This window comes from Flavobacterium sp. (assembly GCF_024642105.1).
In the GTDB taxonomy this organism is placed as follows: domain Bacteria; phylum Bacteroidota; class Bacteroidia; order Flavobacteriales; family Flavobacteriaceae; genus Flavobacterium.
In genome coordinates, this window is record NZ_JAHEBT010000052.1 from 392,044 (window position 1) to 414,587 (window position 22,544).

13 protein-coding genes are annotated in these 22,544 nt (G+C 35.1%); all 13 read right to left on the minus strand.

The window, feature by feature from the left end:
• Positions 1-31: 31 nt before the first annotated feature.
• A complete protein-coding gene (gene rhaM / locus Q0L65_RS07305) occupies positions 32-358 on the minus strand; it encodes an L-rhamnose mutarotase (protein WP_296684875.1) in 327 nt (108 codons plus the stop codon).
• Positions 355-1,368, minus strand: coding sequence for a family 43 glycosylhydrolase (locus tag Q0L65_RS07310; RefSeq protein ID WP_296684877.1), 1,014 nt, complete (start codon positions 1,366-1,368; stop codon positions 355-357). Before Q0L65_RS07310 ends, rhaM begins: the two co-directional genes overlap by 4 nt.
• A 51-nt stretch (positions 1,369-1,419) precedes the next feature.
• Positions 1,420-2,964 carry a sialate O-acetylesterase gene (locus tag Q0L65_RS07315; protein WP_296684879.1) on the minus strand — a complete coding sequence of 515 codons (1,545 nt, stop codon included), beginning with the start codon at positions 2,962-2,964 and terminating at the stop codon, positions 1,420-1,422.
• Positions 2,965-3,090: 126 nt separating this feature from the next.
• Complete coding sequence (locus Q0L65_RS07320) at positions 3,091-4,608, minus strand: RagB/SusD family nutrient uptake outer membrane protein (RefSeq protein WP_296684881.1); 1,518 nt, start codon at positions 4,606-4,608, stop codon at positions 3,091-3,093.
• A 7-nt stretch (positions 4,609-4,615) separates the two neighbouring features.
• Positions 4,616-7,756 (minus strand): TonB-dependent receptor, encoded by a 3,141-nt coding sequence (locus Q0L65_RS07325; protein WP_296684882.1) that lies wholly within the window; start codon positions 7,754-7,756, stop codon positions 4,616-4,618.
• Positions 7,757-8,016: 260 nt separating this feature from the next.
• A complete protein-coding gene (locus Q0L65_RS07330; protein WP_296684884.1) occupies positions 8,017-10,431 on the minus strand; it encodes a glycoside hydrolase family 2 TIM barrel-domain containing protein in 2,415 nt (804 codons plus the stop codon).
• 190 nt (positions 10,432-10,621) lie between these two features.
• Positions 10,622-11,947, minus strand: coding sequence for a glycosyl hydrolase family 28 protein (locus Q0L65_RS07335; RefSeq protein WP_296684886.1), 1,326 nt, complete (start codon positions 11,945-11,947; stop codon positions 10,622-10,624).
• A 20-nt stretch (positions 11,948-11,967) separates the two neighbouring features.
• Positions 11,968-13,320: a hypothetical protein gene (locus Q0L65_RS07340; protein ID WP_296684888.1), complete on the minus strand. Its 1,353-nt coding sequence runs from the start codon at positions 13,318-13,320 to the stop codon at positions 11,968-11,970.
• Between the two features lie 23 nt (positions 13,321-13,343).
• The gene (locus Q0L65_RS07345; protein ID WP_296684889.1) at positions 13,344-14,678 is read right to left on the minus strand and encodes a glycoside hydrolase family 88 protein; all 1,335 of its coding nucleotides are present in this window, start codon (positions 14,676-14,678) and stop codon (positions 13,344-13,346) included.
• Between the two features lie 7 nt (positions 14,679-14,685).
• Positions 14,686-15,978, minus strand: a complete 1,293-nt coding sequence (locus tag Q0L65_RS07350) for a DUF4861 domain-containing protein (protein ID WP_296684891.1) — start codon at positions 15,976-15,978, stop codon at positions 14,686-14,688.
• A 15-nt stretch (positions 15,979-15,993) separates the two neighbouring features.
• Positions 15,994-17,091 (minus strand): PKD domain-containing protein, encoded by a 1,098-nt coding sequence (locus Q0L65_RS07355; RefSeq protein ID WP_296684892.1) that lies wholly within the window; start codon positions 17,089-17,091, stop codon positions 15,994-15,996.
• Between the two features lie 189 nt (positions 17,092-17,280).
• A complete protein-coding gene (locus Q0L65_RS07360) occupies positions 17,281-19,233 on the minus strand; it encodes a RagB/SusD family nutrient uptake outer membrane protein (RefSeq protein ID WP_296684894.1) in 1,953 nt (650 codons plus the stop codon).
• A gap of 20 nt (positions 19,234-19,253) precedes the next feature.
• A complete protein-coding gene (locus tag Q0L65_RS07365; RefSeq protein WP_296684896.1) occupies positions 19,254-22,316 on the minus strand; it encodes a TonB-dependent receptor in 3,063 nt (1,020 codons plus the stop codon).
• Between the last annotated feature and the right edge of the window lie 228 nt (positions 22,317-22,544).

A 22,544-nucleotide genomic window follows, 5' to 3' on the forward strand; every position in this document is an offset into this window, starting at 1 on the left:
CCGATTAAAAACGGGGGTATTTTTATAAAAATTAATCCAAATGAAACACCTCTTGTAACGGAATTGCAACAGGAGAATTATCCGGATTAGTTTCCATAATATCCGCCATATAACTCCACCACTTTTTAACCACAGGATGGTTAGGCAGATACGATTCATTAAAGCCTTCATCTAATTTTTGAAAAGCAAAAAGAGTTAACGTTTCTTCATCAAGAAAAATACTATAATCATGGACTCCTGCTTCAGAAAGCAAGTCTTGTAATTCAGGCCAAATTTCATCGTGCCTTTTTTTATACTCTGCCTCAAAACCCGGTTTTAATTTCATTTTGAAAGCATTTCGATAGGTATTCTTTGTCATTTTTTATGTTTTAAATTAATCTTCACAATTTGATCACGATGACACATAATTTCACCATTTTTATATTCAAGCTCTGCAAGTTGAATAGAACTTCTTCTAGTATCGTAAGTATCTTTTCCTTTGTTTTCTGGAATTCGGCCAGGGTGTGTAAAATAAAAAATATAAGCCTTGTTTCCATTTATAATCACATCAGGATGTCCCCCAATAACTTGATCATCTTGTCCAACCCCTGGAATTTGCAAAATATTTTTCTCTTGTCGATTCCAATTTACAAAATCTTCTGACGAATAAACGCTTAGTCCATTCCAAGTATCACAAATCATCCAGTTTTTACCTTTCCAATGAAATACTTTGGGCCCTTCTCCTCTATCCTTTATAACCTGCTGATTGATATCTACCCAGTGGTATAAATCAGGACTATCTGCGTAATAAATAGACTTCTTATCCCGTTCGTTATTGTAATACATTCGCCAATGCCCATTTGGTAATCGAAATACAGAAGCATCGATACAACGATCTGAAGCCAATTTCAATTCCGATTGAAAATCCCAGTCTAATAAATTTTCACTTGTTAAATGAATAATATAACGTGGATGATTCCAATCTTCAAAAACACCTGGAACTATGGTCAGGTACATATGAAAAATACCGTTATGTTCAATTACATCTGGTGCCCAATAGGTCGCATTTTCAAGAGCATAATTAATCCTACAAGTTTGTTTATAGCTCCAGTGTGCTCCATCTGTAGACGCTGCGATTCCGATAGGAGTGCCATGAACCCAACTCACTCCTTTACTGTCTTTGTCATTGGCTCTCCTATTAGTGTAGAACATAAACCATTTCTTTTCTTTTAGATTCCAAATTACCGTTGGGTCTGCAGCACCATCGTAAATAGTATCTCTAAATAACGGTTTACTTGCTATATGACGAGTTTGTGCAATTAAAGGCAAGAATAATACACTAAAAATTATTGAAAGTAAAATCTTATTTTTATCTATTATAATTTTCATCTTTACATGTTTATAAAACATCAATTCCATATAATTAATTTCTACAACTAATTAAAAATTCATATACGTTTTCTCTGGCCAATCATCAGTACGGAATGGTGATGCTGGCAAATTCTCTTTATTATATAAATTAGGTTCTGGAATGGCTTTCCATGCAAATCGAACCGCTACTGGTTTTTTTACTTTTGACGAAGAAACCAACACAGATTTACCCTTTATTACTGCCTCAGCAGGATAAAATAATTTATCTTCTCCTGCAATTTCAAATTCTGTTAGGTGTTCTCCTTTTTGCATTAGACCTGAATCAGCGTAATCAAAATAAATTTGGATACGAGACCCTACTAATTTCATATGATTGTATATTGGTCCCGAATAAGTCAAATTAGATTCTCCATACGTTTTAGCACGAGCCCAAATAGCAAGTCTTTTTCCAACTGTTTGTTTGTCAATTGGATGAATATTTTTAGCATCCCCTACATCTGTTGTAACCACCATCCCTGAATTATTTATAGTTTTCAAGGCCAATAACTGTGCTTCTCTTATCTCTGCATTTTGGCCTTGGTGAGGTGTTATTTGAACATAATAAAAAGGGAAATCGCCTTGTTTCCAATCGTCTCTCCAGTTTTTAACCATCGCTGGAAATAAAGTTCTATATTGATAAGCCCTTTCTGAGTTACTCTCTCCTTGGTACCAGATAACTCCTTTCATAGTGTAGTTAATCAATGGATAAAGCATTGCATTGTACAACACACAAGGTTCTTTATTAACACTCTCTTTTGTTGGTTTTTTAAATACCGCTTTAGCTAAATCCGAATCCTTATTGGTTTCTAATTTTTGCTGACGAATATTTAAATAATATTTTTCTAAAGCGGCATTGTATTCTTTTTCTTTGACAGCATTACGCTCTAGAATAGGTAAGAAATCAGGATTGGATTCTAATACTTGTTGCGAAGTCCATGCCTCAGCTTTGGTACCTCCCCAAGAAGAAGAAATCAAACCAATTGGAATACGTAAATTTTCATAAAGATCTCTACCAAAAAAATAAGCTACAGCCGAAAAGGTAGTAATTGTACTCGAATTGCATTCTTTCCAACTACCTTTAACATCATTTAAGGGCTTTTGGGAAGCATCTAATGCCACCGTAAACAGTCGTATATTGGGATAGTTTGCCTTTTCTACTTCTTCTTGATAGTTCTTAACTCCTGTTTTCCAAGTTTTCTCTTCTCTTCCTACAGGGAAAAACATATTGGATTGACCCGAACATATCCATACTTCTCCAATCAAAATATTGTGAAGTATAATTTTATTTTTTCCTTCTAATTCAATAGTATACGTTTTTGTGCTTCCTGCAGGAGTTGTAACAGTTGTTTTCCAATTGCCTTCTGTATCAGCTATGATTTCTAAAGGAAACGTTTGCCAGCCCGTCTGAATACTAATTTTCTCATTTGGCGATGCCCATCCCCATAAATTAACCACAGCGTTTTGTTGTAAAACCATATTGTCTCCTACTAAAGACGGCAATTTAATTTGGGCATTGGCCGAAAACAGGAAACAAATAAAGGCTACAAATACTGTTATTTTTTTTAAACTCATCATTGTAAATAAATTTTAACGGATAGATTTTAAAGATACTAGAGCTAATTAATATGAGTATCCTGTACTAGCCTGCAAAATAAAAAGGCGCTATAAGTATAGCGCCTTTTAAGGAATTCAAACAATTTATTAATATCCAGGATTTTGAGTATATAATCCCGGTGCAGCTAAAATTTCTTGCAAAGGAATTGGATATAGCAACGAATTTTTATCAATAGTAAGTATCTTATTATTGATATCTTCTGTCGCTTTCCAAGCATTCATAATAGTCAAAGCATTTCCTGATCGAATTAAATCAAACCATCTAGTCCCTTCAGAGAAAAATTCTTTTCTTCTTTCATCAAATAATTGATCTAAAGTTGTATTCAAAGCATTTGCAGGAATACCAGCTCTCGTTCTAACTTGATTCATAATAGCATCTACGTCAGCTTGAGTTCCTCCACCTCCGTGAAGCGTACATTCAGCCATCATCATTAAAATATCTGTATAACGCATCACCATAAAATCAACACCCCAATCTGTTCTAGATAATCCATATCTAGTTTTATCAATGTATTTTTTGAAAACAGGTAACGTATAAGCCACATTTGAAGCCGTATAACTCGTTGCTATACCTTGTATTTTTCTTTTATCAACGGAACTAAATTTATTAAGAAATTCATTTGAAATTGGTCTAGCTTCCAAAGAACCTTGCTGTGCTAAACCTAAAGAAGTGAAATACGGCTCATATCCTACTTCAATAACAAAATTACCTCCTACTCCATTTCCAGTTCCTTGTGTGTATGGAATTGTTAAAACATTTTCTTTATTTGCGAGACCTTCAACTGTAAAAATAGCCGCATAGTCTGTTCCAAATGCATACAACCCACTATTCTTGATATCTAATAATTGTTGGTACGCTTTATCCCATTCATTCAATCCTAGAGTAGAACCATCTATACCGTATGTTGGACTAGAACGAGTCATATACACTAATCCTAAGATTCCTTTTGCAGCATATTTAGTCGCTCTTCCGTAATCTGCAGCTGCGTAAGATGCTGGTAAATCAGCTATTGCTTTTTCTAGGTCAGAAATAATTAACGTATACACGTCTTTAACAGGGGTTCTTCCAATTTTTGCTGCTTCTTGAGCTGACATCGTTTTATCGATTAACGGCACACTTCCAAACCATCTGATTAAATCAAAATAACAGAACGCACGTAAAAAACGAGCTTCGGCCGCCATTGTTGCTCTATCAGTAGTATTAGTGATAATAGAACCTTTTTGGTCTATTTTTTCTAATAATTGATTGGCTAAATAAATAGCTTTATAATTACTTACGTAAGCTTCTTTCAAATAAGAATTAGAAGCTATTGAAGTATAAAAACTATTAATCCCTTCCCATTCTCTTGATGCAGTAGTAGTAGCATACAAGTTGTCAGATCTTGTTTCACTCAAATTCAATACTCTATTGGCATACCCATATTCGTTAGCTCCGTGGAATGCAAACGAATAAACACCATTTCTAGCCTGAATAAAATCATTAGGCGTTGAATAGAAGTTCTCTGTAGTACCTTGGGATAAAGGAAGTTGATTTAACTCCTCATCACATGACGCTAGAACAAATAATATAAAAATATTTGCTACTAAATAAATATATTTCTTCATCTTATTTTTAATTAAAATTAATGTTAAGTCCTAGTACCAATGATTTTGCCAAAGGTGCTCCTCCGTAATCAACAGGCAAAGCAAATGCTCCATCAGAACTTGCGGCAGTATTAACCGCTTCTGGATTGTATCCTACTTTGTATTTGTTCCAATAGAACCAGTTCTCTCCACTTATGTAGATTCTAGCTTTATCAATTCTTGTTAAAGATTTTACAGCTTTAGACAAATCATATCCTAGAGTAATATTTCTGACACTTAGATAATCTGAACTATATAACCAATCCGTATTAGCTTGGTAACCAAAAGAAGTTTTCCAATTACCTCTTACAGCAGGATTTACATCTAAATTATTTTCTCCAGCCGACATCCCTGTACGATTAATACCTCTACCTATCAATCCGTATACAGTACCTCCATTTTGTCCTTGAACTAGAACATTCAAATCAAAATCTTTATACTTAAATGTATTAGTGATTCCCCAAGTAATTTTAGGTGTTGGATTCCCAACATCAACTCGGTCATCCGCAGTAATTTTTTTGTCCCCATTTTGGTCAACATATCTTGGATCTCCTAATTTTAAAACATTCCCTCCAATTGTTGTTCCTCCTTTATCAATATCAGCTTGAGTAACTACACCATCCTGAACTAGCATATATAAAGTATACATTGGTTTCCCTACTTCTAATTTTACGTATGGAACTCCATTAAGACTTGTAGATATTTCAATCTTAGATTGACCCGGACCTAAAGCTAAAACTTTATTTTCATTGTGACTTAAATTAAGTGAAGTCTTCCATTTGAAACTTTTTGTAGCAACATTAGAAGTATTCAATTCAAATTCCCATCCTTGGTTTTGTACTTTACCAACATTAGTCAGATAGTTAGTAAATCCAGACGCACCCACTACAGGTACTTGTAATAATAAATCGCTATTGATTTTTCTGTACACCTCAAATGTTCCTGAAATTCTGTTTTTCAAAATTGAAAAGTCCAAACCTAAGTCGGTACTTTTAGATTCTTCCCAATGTAATAATGGGTTCGGTATTGAACCAACACCTTGACCTAAACTATTAGCACCTCCTAGGGTGTAATTATAACTTGCTAAAGTAGAATAAGCTGCGTAATTACCAATATTATTACTACCATTAACCCCTGCACTCGCTCTTAGTTTTAAATCATTAATCCAATCCACTTTTTTCATAAAACCTTCTTGGGTAACTCTCCAACCCAAAGACAATGATGGAAATACTCCCCAACGTTGTTGAAACCCAAATTTAGAAGACCCATCTCGTCTAATACTAGCAGAAATTAAGTACTTCTCTTTAAAATCATATTGTAACCTTCCAAAGTATGAAAGTAATGTATTCTTTTCTGAATTGGTAGTCCCTGTTGAACCTGTAGGCAAAGTCTCAATAGAAAAACTATTATAAAGAGCACCTGATGCAAGATTAGACCTAGTCATTTGGTAGGAACTGAATGATTGTCCTAATAATAAATTGAAACTATGATCTTTAAAAGATTTGATATAATTTAAAGTATTCTCATTTACAATGTTTTGTCTTCTATAAGTATTATATGCCCCGATAATACCTGTTAGAAGGTTACTTGGTGTATAATTCTCAGTGGTATTATCTGTATTATCAAAGTTTATTGTACTCTTTAACGTTAAATTGCTACTTAATTTATAACTCGCATAAGATGAAATTAAATTTCTATACATCGAGTTTTTTCCTTTTCTAGCCAATAAATTTAACATACTAGTAGTACTACTACCCCAAGCATATCGAACAGTATACTGCTCACCTAAATCATTAAAGGCGTTTTCAAAAACAGGAGGAGCACCAAGAGCTTTGTGTAAAGTATTATCTTTACCTTCAACTCCCGGATCGTCTTTAATAGAATAAGATGGTGCTAAATTAAATCCTACTTTAAAACTATCTGATAATTTGATATCAATGTTTGCTCTAGCAGAAAACAATGAATATTCTGTACCAATAATATAACCTGTGTTTTTTGAATAATTAGCAGACACGTAGTAATTTACCGCATCTGATGCTCCTGAAGCTGACAACTGATAATTTTTAAATTCTCCTGTACGGAAAATTTTATCCTGCCAATCAATATAATCAAGACCCGGATGACCTGGCATATCCCATCTAGCATCATATACATACGAAGTATATTTAGAATTACTTGGTATCAAAGGTGTAGATGGATATCTTAGATTATAAGTGGCTATTCTTTCTGCTATAGTTTGAGTAGCTGTTGCTCCTGGTATTCCTGATGTTATCCAGTTATCATCTATAAATGTTTTTTGTCTAGCTATCCATTGATCTGCATTCAAAACATCAACTCGATTAGCTTCCTTACTTAATCCTGAATAAGTATTAAACGTGAATTTAGCTTTTCCTGCTTTACCTCTCTTGGTGGTGATAAGCACCACTCCATTTGAAGCTCTAGAACCATAGATTGCAGCGGCGGCGGCATCTTTAAGAACTTCAACAGAGGCAATATCGTTGGGATTCATATTATCTAAGGGGCTTCCATTTGAAAAACCTCCTGCACTGTTCCCTCCTTCTGTGTGAATAGGAAATCCATCGATAACGTACAAAGGTTCATTACCCGCAGAAATAGATCCTGCTCCTCTAATCTCCACACTGAAAGGTTGGCCTGGCAAACCTGTAGTTTGTTTTACTCTAACCCCAGCTATTTGTCCTACCATTCCTTGATCTAATCTTGAAATAGGTCTCTCCGTAAAACTTTCTGTTTTAATAGAAGACATAGAACCTGTAGTAACTTTTTTCTTTTGAGTACCGTAACCAACAACCACGACCTCGTTTAAGGACTCATTTTCGGTTTCTAAAGCAATAGTATACGAACTCGCACTACCCACTTTTTGTTCTTTGGATTTAAAACCTATATAAGAAAACACTAATGTACCTCCATTAGATACGGAAATACTAAATTTCCCATCGAAGTCTGTACTTACTGCCTTTTTAGTTCCTTTTACCAAGACAGTAACCCCTGGTAAAGGTTGGCCTGAAGGATCGTTAACCTTCCCTGTAACCAATTTTTCTTGAGCAAACGCTGATGTACACATTAATGTATACATAATGATGCTCATTAAAAGAATAATTTTGTTCTTCATTTTACAATAATTTTGGTTGTTAATTAAACCAAATGTATTTATAACGTTTTCGCTTTCTGTCCTGTACTTTCCTGTAGGAATTGTTGTAACTGAATTAAAAAATACTAATTAAATATTTAAACAATTGAAAATCAATTATTTAAATATTTTATTTTGCAATAAAAAAAACGCACTTTTTTGAAAAAAGTGCGTTTTTTTGAAACTTTTCCTTTTTTTAAATCATAAAAAAATCATTACAATTTACTGTATTGGTTTAATAATTACTTTACTGTTAAGGTCTTCTCAATTCCTTTCAATCCCGTAGCTGAAACTTTTAGTTTTACAGTTCCTCCTTTTTGTGATGAACGTAAAATTGCCATTGCAAAACCGTTGTAAAGTTTCTTTTTATTACCCGAAAACAAATCATCACTTGAATGATTTCCATTGTCTACTGCAATTATAGCAGCAGGACCACTAACATCAAAAGTTACTTCTCCAGAAACAGTTGCTACTTTATTGCCAATACTATCCACAGCATACACTTTAACATACTGAAGATCCATTCCATCTGCTTTCCAGTTTGGATTTTCTGTTTCTAATTTTAGTGCTACTGCTTTTCCAGTCGTCTCCAACTCGTGACGAGCTACTTCTTTGCCTCCTTTTCGAGCAATAGCCGTAATTTTACCCGCTGAATATGGAACGTTTTTCCAATAAATAGTATTGCGTTTTGTTACTTCAGTACTATTTTGCTGTACACCTATAGACTTTCCATTTACTACTAATTCTACTTCATCTGCGTTAGTATAGGTGTACAAATTATATGCATTCCCTTCTATGCGGTTCCAATGTGACGAAATTACTTTTTGCCCAACCACTTGGTCGTTCCACATTTTGGATTCCCCTTCATTATCCACTATACCGATATAAACTAAAGGTTCATCTGTAAAAATACTTTTGGTTAACCATGCTTGAGGAAAAGGTTCCATCGAATGATTGAAAAACGAATAGTTCCATCCTTTTCTTGGCCAACCTTGAGATTCACCCCAATATTCAATTCCTCCCCAATACGCCAGTCCGACCATTTTTTCTCTGTCCATTCCAAAATAAGGTGCAGCCAACTCATTGGTTACCGCTTCACTTTGATAAACAATCATATCAGGCGCATGTTTTAGATACTCTTGGTAATCCTCCCAAGTATAATTAAAACTAGCCACTTCGGTAACGGTTGCCAACTCAGGCGGAACAATATTTTCTTTGATACGAAAGTCCGGATTGGCTCTAATAATCCCTCCGGCGCGGGCTGGATACATAGCAACTGTTGTTTTACGGGTAGGATCATAGCGTTTAGCCACTACATCCATAATTTTATAGGTAGTTACACCCCAATCAGTTGTTGGCCAATTCCATCGTTCTTCCTGAAACTGTAATTCATTTCCAAAACTCCACAAAATTACCGAAGGATGATTACGGTCACGTTTAATCCACTCTTTCATATTATTGTACCATATATCATTCCATGGTGCACTCCCTGCCCATGCTGTTTGGCTCCCCCACTTGTCGTATAATTCATCAACCACTAAAATTCCTTTTTCATCGGCAAGTTTAAAAAAAGACTCTGAATAGGGATTATGAGAAGTTCGAATGTGATTAAAACCAAAAGCTTTTAACTTATCCATCATTCTAGCAATTGCCGTTTCATGAGCAGCTGCACCTAACGCACCTAAATCATGATGATTAGCAACACCTTTAAGAAAAACTTTTTTACCATTTAATTTAAGTCCAAATTCTTTTGAAAACTCAATGGTGCGAATTCCAAACTTTTCAGTAAGCTTATCAGTCACTTTACCGTCTACTACCAATGACACTTCAGCTGAATACAAATGAGGTGTTTCGCAAGACCAAAGCTGTGGATTAGCGATATTAACCTTTGGCAATGCAACTTCTACTTCAACAAGATTTGACTTTTTGGGAGCCATCGTTTTTGTTTCGGCTACTTGTTTCCCTTCGGGAGAGACTATTTTTGTAATAATTTCTAATTGGTATTCTTTATTTTTAATACCTGCCACTTCAACCTGTACATTCACTTCTGCATTTTGATTAGAAATTTTTGGAGTCGTTATAAAAACACCATGACGCGCAATAGAAATTGGGTCTTTAACTACCAAATGTACATCTCTAAAAAGTCCGCCACCGGTATACCAACGAGAACCTCCCTCTGTAGAAGAACGAACAGCAACTACATTGACATCATCATATTTAATAAGATTAGAAATATTTGTTTCAAAACCAAGATAACCATAACTAGTTCCGCCTATTTTCTTCCCGTTCAGCCAAACTTCGCCATGCAGCATAATCCCCTCAAAATCAAGAAAAACTTGTCTCCCAACCCAACTAGCATCTGCTTTGAATGTTTTACGGTACCAAGCAATACCAAGAGTTTTAAATCCACGCCCTTTATTGGCTGTTTGATCCCAAGGTTGTTCAAACTGAAAATCATGTGGTAAATCCAGCACACGCCAATCATTATCATTAAAATTGAGTTCTTGAGCGTTTGGAATCTCACCTGATTTGAATTTCCAACCAAAATTGAAAAGTTGGTTTTTTCTTATATTATCATTAGTGCTTTGAGCCAAAGTTGATATACACATCAGAACACAAATGATGGTGCCCATTAAAAGAATAGTTTTATTCTTCATATTACAATAATTTTATTTTGGTTGTTAATGAATTTCAAATTTATTTACAATGAACACATACTCCGTCCTGTACTTTCCTGTAGACATTAATAATAGAATTTAAACCATTAGTGATATAATTAAAAAATAAAAAAACGTGATTTATTAAAATCACGTTTTCCCGATTATTAAGGTTCCTATTTATAGATATTTACTGTATTTCTTTACTATTAAAATAAACATTCTTAAGAGTAATTCCTTGTATTAAACTTTTATCCATTTCATCGTTCAAGGTTTTAATTTTCAAATTTTCAAATGAAAAATTTGACAACCGAACATTTGGATCTTTTTCTACCCCATAAAAAACATCACAACTAAGTTCAATATTTTTTAAGGTGATATGGTCTCCATATGATAGCGGAATATCGGGACGGCCTTTTAAATCAAAAAACTGTTTCCACGCAAAAACAGCCAATCCAGTTTTTGCATCGCCTTTTATATTCTCCACTCTAATATACTCATATCGTTGAGGAGTATCCGGTCTCATTTTGAGCCATAATAGTCGTGATGCATCTTTCACCTCACAATTACGCATGATAATGTTTTTATTATGAATCGCCTCACTTCCATTGGTCAAAGCCGAATGGCAAAATCCAAAATTGCAGTTTTCAATTATCACATTGGTATTTTCTCCGTTATTTTTATCTTGGTCGGCATAAGGTCCTTTACCTCCTTTTAAAGCAATAGCATCATCATTAACCGACATATAACATCCTTTGACCAAAAAATTAGAACAAGCGTCAATATCTATAGCATCTGTACTCGGCGCTTTTACACCAATATGCGGGGAATAAATATACAAATCCAAAAGCTTCACATTAGTACACTTATAATAATGACTCGTCCAAAAACCAGAATTAATTAATTTGACGTCTTGAATTTGTACATTATTAGAATTCCAAATAAAAACCAATCTAGGTCTAGAAACTTCAAGATTCGTACATTTTGGATTCTCTTTGCGTCGTTGCCAAAAAGCCTTCCAATAATTCAATCCGTTTCCATTTATAGTCCCTTTACCCGAAATAGAAAAACCATCTACCTCATAAGCATTGACTAAAGCCGGAAAATAATCCAAGTTTTGACCTTCCATTCTTGAAGGCATAATTGGATAATCAGCAATCAGGTCTGATCCTTTTAAAACTCCATTCGCCACAATATGCAAATGCGTTTTAGGTTTAAAAAAAAGGGCTCCACTCAAAAAGACGCCTTTGGGAATCACAATAACTCCACCGCCATTTGAAGCCGCTAAATCAATCACTTTTTGAATCGAAGTGGTTTGCACTTTGGTACTATCTTGATTTACTCCAAAATCGGTTATGGTATAAGTCTTACCCAAATCTTTTAATTTAATCTTAGTATTCTCTCTAAACCAACTCGGAATTATAGTCCCATCTGGAAAAGTAGTATCATCAGTTTGTGAATAGGCAGTTTGAAAAAATCCCAAAAGACCTAGTATTACAATCAAAAAATGTCTCATTTCAGTATCGTTTATTTAAATTATTTTCGTTCCAACCACTCTTTTGGAACTTTTACTATACAAATATTCATTGACCTATTATCTTCCGAAAGCATAGCCGACTGAATTTGTATTTTAGTCCCATCTGGACTAAAAGTAGGATGAACATGATCTGCAGCGGTTTCTTTATGCCCTGTGGTAAGAAGTTTCATTTCTTTTGTTTTTCGATCAATCAAATACAAACTTCTTGAGAAGTCGTCTCCGACGGCCCATTTACCATCTGAAGAACCATGCACATGCCATAAACCACTACCACTTGACGTTTGACCTACAATTTCCATTTCTCTAGTTCGTAAATTTACGATAGCCAACCCTGTTGGTTTTTCTCGAGTTCCCGAAGGTCCCCAATTGCTTTCTTGACCCGGATTAATTGGATTTCGAACCTCTTTGCTGTCAGTAACTTCAACCGGTTTCTCTTTTTGTACGTCTATTTTTCGATGCCCCATGATGGCCATAGCTACCTCATCTTTTGAAATTACAGCCTCGTGCGTTACCCATTCGTAGTCTGATTCCGGATAAAGTGGGCGTAAGCCTGTTCCATCAGACATAACCGTCCAAGTACGTTGTGGCGACTTTCCTCCCGTTTCCCAGCAAAAAACAATTTCGCCTGGATTCCAAATATTAGACTGAATATGTCCTACCTGAAAAGGTACAGAAACTACGTGTTTAAAAACCCCTGTTTTAATATTCATACTTCCAATTCCTCCAGGTCCTGCCCCCATATTACGAGGACCAAAGTTATTTTCAAGTTGAATTCCAGGAGACAAATGTCTTGCAGCCTCCTCTTTTCCTATTCTGAAATAAATTACATCTTCATTCGCATCCAAAGCCATATCACCCGAAGCTCCCATATCTGGAGAGGTAATTCCACATATTTTTTCATAGACGGCAACTGGCTTCATCTTGCCCGATTTACTATCTTCAAAAACTTTTGCTAAATCAACTTCAATAATTTGCATCGCTTTTTCATTAGCTTGTCTCATGAAATATAGTTTCATGGATTTTTGGGCAATACACAAAGTGCCATTATAGCCTCCTTCTGTAACCTGAACAATCGCTCCCGATTTTTCATTCACAGCCATGGCTTCGCCTTTTACTCTATTGGAACGAAAAACAAGCCATTCTCCATCTGATGTCCATTGCGGATGGGTAGGATAGGTCTTTGAATCCCCAGCCTGTTTTGTGGTTAAGAAAAGTAACTCTTGTCCTGTTATTGGGTCTACAACCACCTTTTTTTCTGAAGGGAATCGAGTTCCTATTTGGCTAAAAGCCAATGATCCTATCAAAAAAAATGCAGTGCTCGCAATGGTAGATAAACTTGATTTAAATTTCATAGAATCTAAGGATTTTAAGTTTGTTATTTTTTAACTTTAAGTTGTAATGAGCTATCGTTAATTTCAAATTCATTGTTTTTTAACAACAATAGCACTTCTGAACCTGCTAATAAAACCGGTCCGTAGCCATGAGCTGCAAACAAATTCACTGGACGATAGTAGTAGAAAGCAGGGTCAAATCCCATTCCTGTCCCCACACAAGTACCCTCTACTTGTCCTTTTGGATTGACTTTCGTCGCCACTGCATTCCATCCCAAAAGTACTGCTGGAGCAAAAGCCATTTTATCTATATACCCACGATTGATAGCTCTAGCAATGGAATAAGTATAAATAGCCGTTGCCGAAGTTTCTAAATAAGTATCATTTTTATCAATCAATTGGTGCCAAAATCCTGTTCCGTCTTGGTATTTTACCAATCCATTAATATGGGCCTGTAATTGTGCCAAGACTCCCGCATATCCAGGATGATTTTTTGGCAAAACTTCCAATAATTCTACCATAGTCATTACTGCCCAACCATTGGCTCTAGCCCAGTGAAATTGAGGATGAACTGACATGGATTGCACCCATCCGTGCATATAAATCCCTTTCTCTTTGTTGAACATTCTTTCTGAAAACTGATTGACTTGTTTAACCGCATCATCAAAATATTTTGTATCTCCTGTGTAACTTCCCATTTGGGCTAAAGCTGGAACTCCCATAAACATATCATCAAGCCATAGCGTATTGTCTTGTGGTCTATTACGAGCTAAAGTACCATCTTTAAGTCGGAATTCTTTTTCACTGATGTAAGTAACTAAATTGTTAATTAAAGGATCAATATCGCCTTTAAACCCATTTCTCTTTGCCTTAATAAAAGCGGCACAAACTGCTCCTCCATCATCCAATGCTCTTGGATGCAATAGCGAATGGATTGGGGTATCTTTTTCATTTTTAGGCTTATAATTTTCCGCCAAGTCACTCAATAATTTTAATCTACTATTCGTGTAATCTGCAAAATATTTTTCGCCTGTAGCCTCAGAGGCCAAAAGCATTCCGGCGTAAGTAACGCCCCATTCATAACTGGTCAATCTAAACGCTCCTGGTTCAAAAATCACATTCTCTTTTACTTTCTTAAGATCTTTAATTTCTTGTTTGGTAGTAGCATCTATTACTTTAGAAGCCGTATTCTGGTTTAAAAAAGTATATACTCTATCCAAAACAGCTTTAACATTCTCCTTTTGAGGCACACCATACGGAGTAGGATATTCTGGTTTAAGTAAATGCAATGGTGTAGTAACATCGTTAGTCTGAGCATTTACCGAGGTAAAAAACCCAATACACAATAAAGCTAAAATGTTGGTTTTTAAAATTTTCATAGAATTATTAATTAATAGTGATTGTAATTTCAGTTGAAAGTTGTTGGGCTAAATTGATAACATATTGATTAAAATAGCTCGAGTCTTTAAAATTTTTATCTGTGCTCAGTTCCCAAGCCGCAATTGGATAATAACTAATAGTCTCATTATTTTCTACAGCAAACTTAGCTAAATACGAATTGGTCAATTGCCCCGTTTTAGGCGCTTCCATATAGCCTTTAAATCCTTTTTTGGGAACAATAATTGCTATTCCCATAATCCATTCTCGATTATAGCCTAAATTATCATGTTGAATAAGACAAATAAAATTGCCTGCTTCAACTATATTTAAAGGTTTTTGATTATTAATATTAGAAAGTGCAATAAGCAACATTTCGTTTCCTTTAAGTCCTTCTAAACTCACTGTGTTTTTATACCCGTACATCCCCGGCCAAATCGAAGTTGTTTCTTTAACTTGGTATTGATTCCCTGATACCAACCAATTTTGATACGTATAACGCAATACGGAATTTTCTGAACCTTCGGCTACTATTTTAAAAGTAGTTTTTTCAATATTATTCAAAGTATCAGTGGTGATAATTCCTAATCTATTGATTTCATCACCTACCAATAATGCATAACCTCCTAAACCTGCTGAATTGCCAACAGGAAAAATATCTCTACCCCAATCCCACATGGTATGATAATTATCTTCTACCGCTCCTTCGCTATTAATCCCAACATTCTCTGGGGTAATGGCTGATACTTTTTTACCAAAAACATCTTTAGCGTTTCGGCCATCCAAATAATGTCGAAAACCAATCTTGTCGTTTTCCCATGTGGGTCCATCGGTTTGGTATTTTTGGAATCCTAATTTTTTATGCACTTGATTGGCTAATAGTATTTCTTCTGTGGCAGGTTGAACAGGCAGGTTTTTAGCTTCTCTTTTACCAAACCGAACACTTGTTCTGATTGGAAATTGTGGTGCTTTTTTTACCCAACTTAGCTGAATTGTTTTGGTTTCTTTCGCGGCAAAATTTGTCGCCAAAAAAAGCTCATCCCATTTCCCATCCCCGTCTAAATCGTTTACCTGAGAAGGAACGACAACTCCATTATACGTGAGCAATGGAAACCCTTTTTGGTTTAAACTAGCGTCTATGCTATTTCTTTTTATACTCACTGCTTTATCTGTCAAAGCTATTTCGGCAGCATTGGTCAAAGTGATTGATGTAGCCTTTTTTTGTTGGGCTACTACATTACACGCTAAGAATACTGTTGCAACCATAAATAGAGGCAAACTCATTTTAAATTTAATTTTCATTTGAATTACTTTTTATTATTTTACTGCCACGTCCCAAACTTTTGAGCGTCTTGATTTTCCTTTAGGTCCTGCTATGTCTAAAACAACGATATATTTTCCTGCTTCTTTATATTGATGTATTGGACTTTGTTCTGAAGAAATGGTTCCGTCTCCAAAATCCCATTTCCAAGACGTAATTTCTCCCTCTGAGGTATCGACAAAAGCTACTTTTCGTTGATTTTTATCGATAACAGTAAAAGTCCAATTGGCTGAAATGGCTGTCTTGAATTCGTTTTCCAAAGGCATCAACTTGAAAGGCAAACTATAAGATGCATTGCCATACATGGTGTGTTCTTTTGACAGGTTCCAAAATCCATTATTTTTTTCACTGTTCACATCATCATAATCAATCACCGCCCAGCATAGCCCAATATTCTTATTCTCTTCCAAGATAGATTCAACAGCTCTTTTGGGGTCATTCCCTGCATAATCAAAAGGCGTTATCCAGAACTCTAAGGTCAATTTTCCTGAGGTTCCTGGTTTAAAATTATAGTGATACGCCGCATTGGAATAAGGCATTTCTTTTATCCAAGGCTGACTTCCCCAAACTAAAGCCCAATCTTTTCCCTCGGCGGGTGTGAAAATATGATAGTTTTGGGCATGAACACCATGAAAAGAAAAATAGGCATCCATTGGATTCAAATTTTTGTTAGGATGAAATCGATCAATAAATGGCCCTCCAGACTGGTCTGCATCTACAATAACTTCAAAAGTATCATTATGCAAACCTGGCAAAGAAAAATCCCAATAATCATCGTACGCTTCATACAGAAAATACAATCTATTCAATCCTTTTACCCAAGCTACCTTAACACTAACCTCTATGTTTTTAGGATTGACTTTACTGTGTTTTCCACTATCCTCCCATAATTCATTCATTCCAACTGTATAAGCCTCGGGAACTAGTTTCCAGTCTTCTGAGTTTCCATCAATCATTGGAATTTTATTGGCTGGAAACTGAAAAACCTTGAAACTTCTAGTGTCTTGAGACCAAAGTTGGAGTGTAAAAAAAAGCAACAGTAACACTTTTTTAATGACACTAAAATTTGGAATATAAAATCTCTTATTAATCATCGAATAAAAAAATTAGCCCAATTCATTGGTTACTTTATATAAAACACTAGTTTTTTCAAATTTATTGAATTCAAAAAAACAAACTATCCTGTGGCATCAGGTTACTGTTTAACTTTAAAAAAATAAAAAGCGCTATAATTTTTCAACTATAGCGCTTTTAAAATAATCTTATTCAATTATCAAATAGCATTAATATCCAGGATTTTGCATCGCTTGTTTCTCAGCTGCAGATAGTGGTTTTCCACTTGCGTAAACCGCATCTAAGAAAGTCTGAGGTATTGGGCGTAGATTATGCTTATCTTGAACATTTGGAGCTGCTTCTGGATTGTAAGCCTTAGCTCTAGCAACCAAAGTTTTGGTTCTACTCAAGTCTTCCCAACGATGGAATTCTCCACAAAGCTCTCTAGTACGCTCGTTTAAGATTAAACATAACATTTTATCATACTCACTAGTGTATCCCAATTTTGCGATTACAGCTAAATCTTGATCTGGATAAGTCCCTGCAGTGATAGTTAAGCTTGTAGCAGCTGTTGTTGCTGTAATATTATTTGATTCATAATATGAATTTTCAGCCATAAATGAACTATTTCTACCTCCAAGAACAGCAACAGTAACCGCAGCAGAACCATCCGTATAAGCAGCACGATCTTCTCCTGCTTTATAAGCAGCACGAGCTCTAACAGCATTTATATAAGGCAATGCATCTGCAAAAGATCCTGTACCCGCTTTAGCTAAACGTACTTTAGCCTCAGCAGCCATTAAATAGGTCTCTGCTGAACGAGCTAAAACAAGATCACGAGTTCCTTTTGTTGCGTTATAATCCAATCTAGCACCATCCATATATTTACTCAATGACGGAAATCTAACTCCTGCCATTAGATTACCATTATCCGCTGCATAAGCCACGAAAACACTTGGTATTTTTTTACCTGTTTTTGCATATACTATATTATCTGTCAATCCATTATTAGTTTTAGCAAAACGAGTATTATCTGTTGATTTATTGACTACATACATAATTCCTAAATCAGTACCATTTACATATCCAGATGCCGCCTTATTAATAGCGCTCTTGGTTTGAAAACTTTTCCAAAAACGAGAATCATTAACATTATCAAATACATCAAAAGTAAAATACGTTGGTGCTAAACGACTGAATGGTCTTCCTCCCCCTGTATTACGTTCCATTTGAGGCAATTGATCATAGGTTGATAAGAAAAATAAATGTTGTTGGTTTTCACCAGAGTTTAATGCATTAGAGTTATAACTAGCAGACAAAATTAATTCTGGTAATTTCTCATTAGCGCCATCTGGAGCTTTATAATCCCATAAATTAACATAGTTAGCTGCCAATGGGTGATTAGCAATTACTTGGTCTGACAAAGTAACTACCTGTTGTAAATCAGCCGTTTTTGTGTCTGAATTCCAAGAATCATTGATTTCACTAGCACGAGTCAAATAGGCTTTTGCCAAATAGTGTGCCACTGCATCTTTAGTAATTTTAGTAGGACCACCCGTATTAGCTAAAAGTCCGTACGCTTTTGTAAAATCGTCTATTACTTGAGCCAAAACCTCTTTTGCACTAGCTCTAGTAAATTCTAACTCTACAGTAGAACTTGTTTTTAGTTTTAAAGGTACTCCTCCATATTGTCTCACCAATTTTAAATAATTATAGGCTCTTAAAAAATATCCTTCCCCTAACGCTGTTTTTTTGATAGCATCTTTTGTTGAAGTACTTGCAGTTGCCGATTCAATTAATTGATTCGCATTTCCAATTCCTATATATAATTTATCCCAATTGGTATTTGCTGCAACAGTATTTGCATTGTTTACTGTTACAAAGGAAGATAATCCAGAAGCATACGAATTCCAAATATGATTGGACGCATCTCCTCCTGCATGAAATTCATCTGTCCCTGATTCTGTAGATGCAAGAGGGACTTCACGAATATCGGTTGAGTGGTTCAGTACTTGATAATAAGTTCCTATAGCTAAAGCCTGAATTCCTTCTTCAGTTTTTAAATAGTCTTTACTGTAAGCTGTTGTTAAATTTTCATCTAGAAAATCTTGACTACAGGAGCTACTTAATGCCAAAGTAGCTACTAGCATTAAGTTGATGTATAATGTTTTATAATTTTTCATAATCTATTTTTTTATTATTTCTAGAATTGAACGTTTAATCCTAAAGTAAATCCGCGATTTGAATAGGTGGTTTGAGTATCAAAATCCATCCATTTTGCTTTAGAGAATAACATTCCTGGATTAGAAGCTTGAAGGTACATTCTTAATTTAGAAACACCTATTTTTTCTGCCAATTCATCTGTGAAATTATAACCAAGAGAAATGTTACGGATTTTCAAGAATGAACCATCTAAATATCCTAAAGTTGGATGGTATTGATCTCCAGTTGCCGCAGAATAAATTGGTTTTTGATACGCTGCATTGATATTATTTTCTGTATAATAATCCAATACTCTTTGGCTTGTTTTACCACTTAAATTTTCTGCTCCAGCACTAGAAAGATAATTCATTCGTCCATAGATAAAGAAAGATAATTCGAAATTCTTGTAATTAAAAGTATTAGTCAATCCTGTCACAAATTTAGGTTCAGTACTACCAATAATTACACGGTCATTGGCATCAATTTTATAGTCCCCATTTTGATCTACAGGTCTTGCGTTTCCGAAAGAGAATCCAGCACTATTAGCATTGAATTTTGCCATTTCAGCAGCGTCTTCAGGTTTCCAAATTCCATTAGATGCAAAACCGTATATAATACCTTGAGGCTGACCAATAAAACGAGTATTGTTTATATCATCAAATTTTCCGTTTTGTAACTCTACAATTTTGCTTTTCTGCCATGAAGCACTCAAACTTGAACTCCATTCAAAATCAGCTGTTTTAACATTAACAGTATTCAAAGTAAGTTCCACTCCATTACCTTCTGTTGCGCCCACATTTTCAAGTGTTGTTGCAAAACCTGTAACTGTTGGAATAGTTCTACTTAATAATAAATCAGTTGTTTTACTAGTGTAGTATTCCAAACTTCCTGAAATTCTACTATTCAATATAGAGAAATCAACTCCATAATTGTATTGTGTTGTTTTTTCCCAGGTAAGATCTAAATTACCCAAACTTGTATTGTTACTAAGTCCAGATCCAAATGGATGAACAATTCCTACCAAAGGTGGTTGGGTAGCGTAAGCTGCTACCGCAGCATTTCCTGTAATACCATAACCCGCTCTCAATTTCAATTGGTTAATCCAAGAAACGTTTTGTAAAAATTCTTCTTTATCCAAACGCCAAGCTAAAGCGGTACTAGGGAAAAATGCCCATTTATTTCCTGGAGCCAATTGTGAAGCCCCATCAAAACGACCTGAAGCCGTAATTAAATATTTATCTGCATACCCATAATTAATTCTTCCCATATAAGACAACAAACCCGTCTCTGTTAAATCAGAGCTATACGATGCAAGTACTGGCACATTTGAAGGAATCAATGCATTCCATTTGTTAGCCGAATTTGGAATTTTTTCAGCTGACATAGCATTTCCTTCATTTCTATATTGAGTTTGACTCTGCAACAATGTCAATCCAAAATTATGATTGCCTAATGTTTTGTTGTAGAAAAGTAATTGATCTAAAGTATACGAGATAGTTTGATCTTTTGATAATGAAGCATAACTAGTTCCTGAACGAGCCGAAGACTGCCCATCTAAAAACACTCCGTTTCTATACGCTGTGATATCGGGACCAAAATTAACACGGTATTTAAGCCCATCTAATTTTGAAGAAATTGCTCCTAAATCCAATTGCGCATAAAAACTACCAAAAGCACGTAAAGTTACACGTTGATCTTGTGAATACAAATGCTCATCATAAACATTTCTAATAGTAGAATCCCCACCTGGATTAATAATTCTAACTCCATTGGCATCAAAAGGCATTGCATAAGGCAAGTTTTGTCTTGCTGTTTGGTAGATTCCCCCTGATGAGGCTACTGCAGATCTACCTACTGTAGATTGACCGTATTCATTAACTCCATAACTAGTATTTAAATTAGCTCCCATTGAGAACCATTTGTTTGGCGCAATATCAACACTCACGTTACCATTATAACGTTTGTAACTTTGACCTTTTAAAGTTCCCGTATTGTCCATGTATCCAAATGACCCATAAGCCTTTGTCTTTTCTGTACCTCCACTAACACTTAAAGTATGTTGTTGTGTCACTCCAGTTTGTGTTACAAATTTAGCCCAATCAGTGGTAGCTACTTTAGAACCATCCCATGTTCCAGAAGCCCATCCCTGTGCAATATTGTTCCAAGCCGTTGGATCAGCGGTATCTAAAAATATTGTTCTATCATTTGCAATAGTTGGCGCATCACCTCTTGGGAAACCTGCTGGATTTGAATAGTATCTAGCCCAACGACGCAATTCAATATATTCTGCAGAATTCATCATTCTTGCATTTTCATGAATTGTTTCTGTAATTATAGAAGTATCATAATTTAAAGTATACTTTCCGTTTTTACCTTTTTTAGTTGTTACAATGATAACCCCATTAGCCCCACGAGAACCATAAATAGCGGTAGCTGAAGCATCTTTTAATACATCAATTGACTCAATATCATTAGGATTTATAAAATCAATCCCCCCTGAATTTAATGGGATTCCATCTACTACGTACAATGGTGAATTTGAAGCAGAAATAGAACGCGCTCCACGTATTCTAATACTTCCAACAGTTCCTGGACGCTCATTTGAAGAAATATCTACACCAGCCGCTTTTCCTTGTATTGCTTGAACTGCATTTTGAACAGGTCTAGAAGCAATTTCCTCTGCACCCACACTTACAATTGAACCCGTAAGATCTTTTTTCTTCTTTGTTCCATACCCAACAACAACAACTTCTTCTAAAGTATTGTTGCTATCAGTCAGTTTAACATCATAAACAGATGATTGACCAATGGTTTTTTCTTCAGTTTTAGAACCCGTATAGGTAAAAACCAATACCTGACCAGTAGCAGCGTTGATAGTATAATTACCATCAAAATCAGTACTCGTACCTTTCTGAGTTCCTTTAATAATTACGTTAGCACCTGGCAAAGGAAGTCCTGCAGCATCTGTGACTTTACCTTTAACCACCTTGCCTTGCGCATAGCCCGATGAATACATTAGAGTAAACAAAGCTATAATAAACAAATAGGTAATTTTGTTTTTCATTAGTAGTTTGAATTTAGTTAGTAAAATAAATTATTTTATTGATGGATAAATCTTATTTATAAATTTATGCAATCGATTACACAAAACTATTACATATTTTTTTATTATCCTAATTAAAAATTCAAAAAAAAACGATGTGCATATAAAATAACAGGTATAATTATATATGTTGTAAATATTATTTGCATTTATTGCAGTTTTCTCATTAGCATCTGTTTTTAAAACTTG

Bases quoted from the DNA above. Each gene is read 5' to 3' on its own strand.
- rhaM (WP_296684875.1), bottom strand. From the start codon at position 358: ATGACAAAGAATACCTATCGAAATGCTTTCAAAATGAAATTAAAACCG.
- Q0L65_RS07310 (WP_296684877.1), bottom strand. From the start codon at position 1,368: ATGAAAATTATAATAGATAAAAATAAGATTTTACTTTCAATAATTTTT.
- Q0L65_RS07315 (WP_296684879.1), bottom strand. From the start codon at position 2,964: ATGATGAGTTTAAAAAAAATAACAGTATTTGTAGCCTTTATTTGTTTC.
- Q0L65_RS07320 (WP_296684881.1), bottom strand. From the start codon at position 4,608: ATGAAGAAATATATTTATTTAGTAGCAAATATTTTTATATTATTTGTT.
- Q0L65_RS07325 (WP_296684882.1), bottom strand. From the start codon at position 7,756: ATGAAGAACAAAATTATTCTTTTAATGAGCATCATTATGTATACATTA.
- Q0L65_RS07330 (WP_296684884.1), bottom strand. From the start codon at position 10,431: ATGAAGAATAAAACTATTCTTTTAATGGGCACCATCATTTGTGTTCTG.
- Q0L65_RS07335 (WP_296684886.1), bottom strand. From the start codon at position 11,947: ATGAGACATTTTTTGATTGTAATACTAGGTCTTTTGGGATTTTTTCAA.
- Q0L65_RS07340 (WP_296684888.1), bottom strand. From the start codon at position 13,320: ATGAAATTTAAATCAAGTTTATCTACCATTGCGAGCACTGCATTTTTT.
- Q0L65_RS07345 (WP_296684889.1), bottom strand. From the start codon at position 14,678: ATGAAAATTTTAAAAACCAACATTTTAGCTTTATTGTGTATTGGGTTT.
- Q0L65_RS07350 (WP_296684891.1), bottom strand. From the start codon at position 15,978: ATGAAAATTAAATTTAAAATGAGTTTGCCTCTATTTATGGTTGCAACA.
- Q0L65_RS07355 (WP_296684892.1), bottom strand. From the start codon at position 17,091: ATGATTAATAAGAGATTTTATATTCCAAATTTTAGTGTCATTAAAAAA.
- Q0L65_RS07360 (WP_296684894.1), bottom strand. From the start codon at position 19,233: ATGAAAAATTATAAAACATTATACATCAACTTAATGCTAGTAGCTACT.
- Q0L65_RS07365 (WP_296684896.1), bottom strand. From the start codon at position 22,316: ATGAAAAACAAAATTACCTATTTGTTTATTATAGCTTTGTTTACTCTA.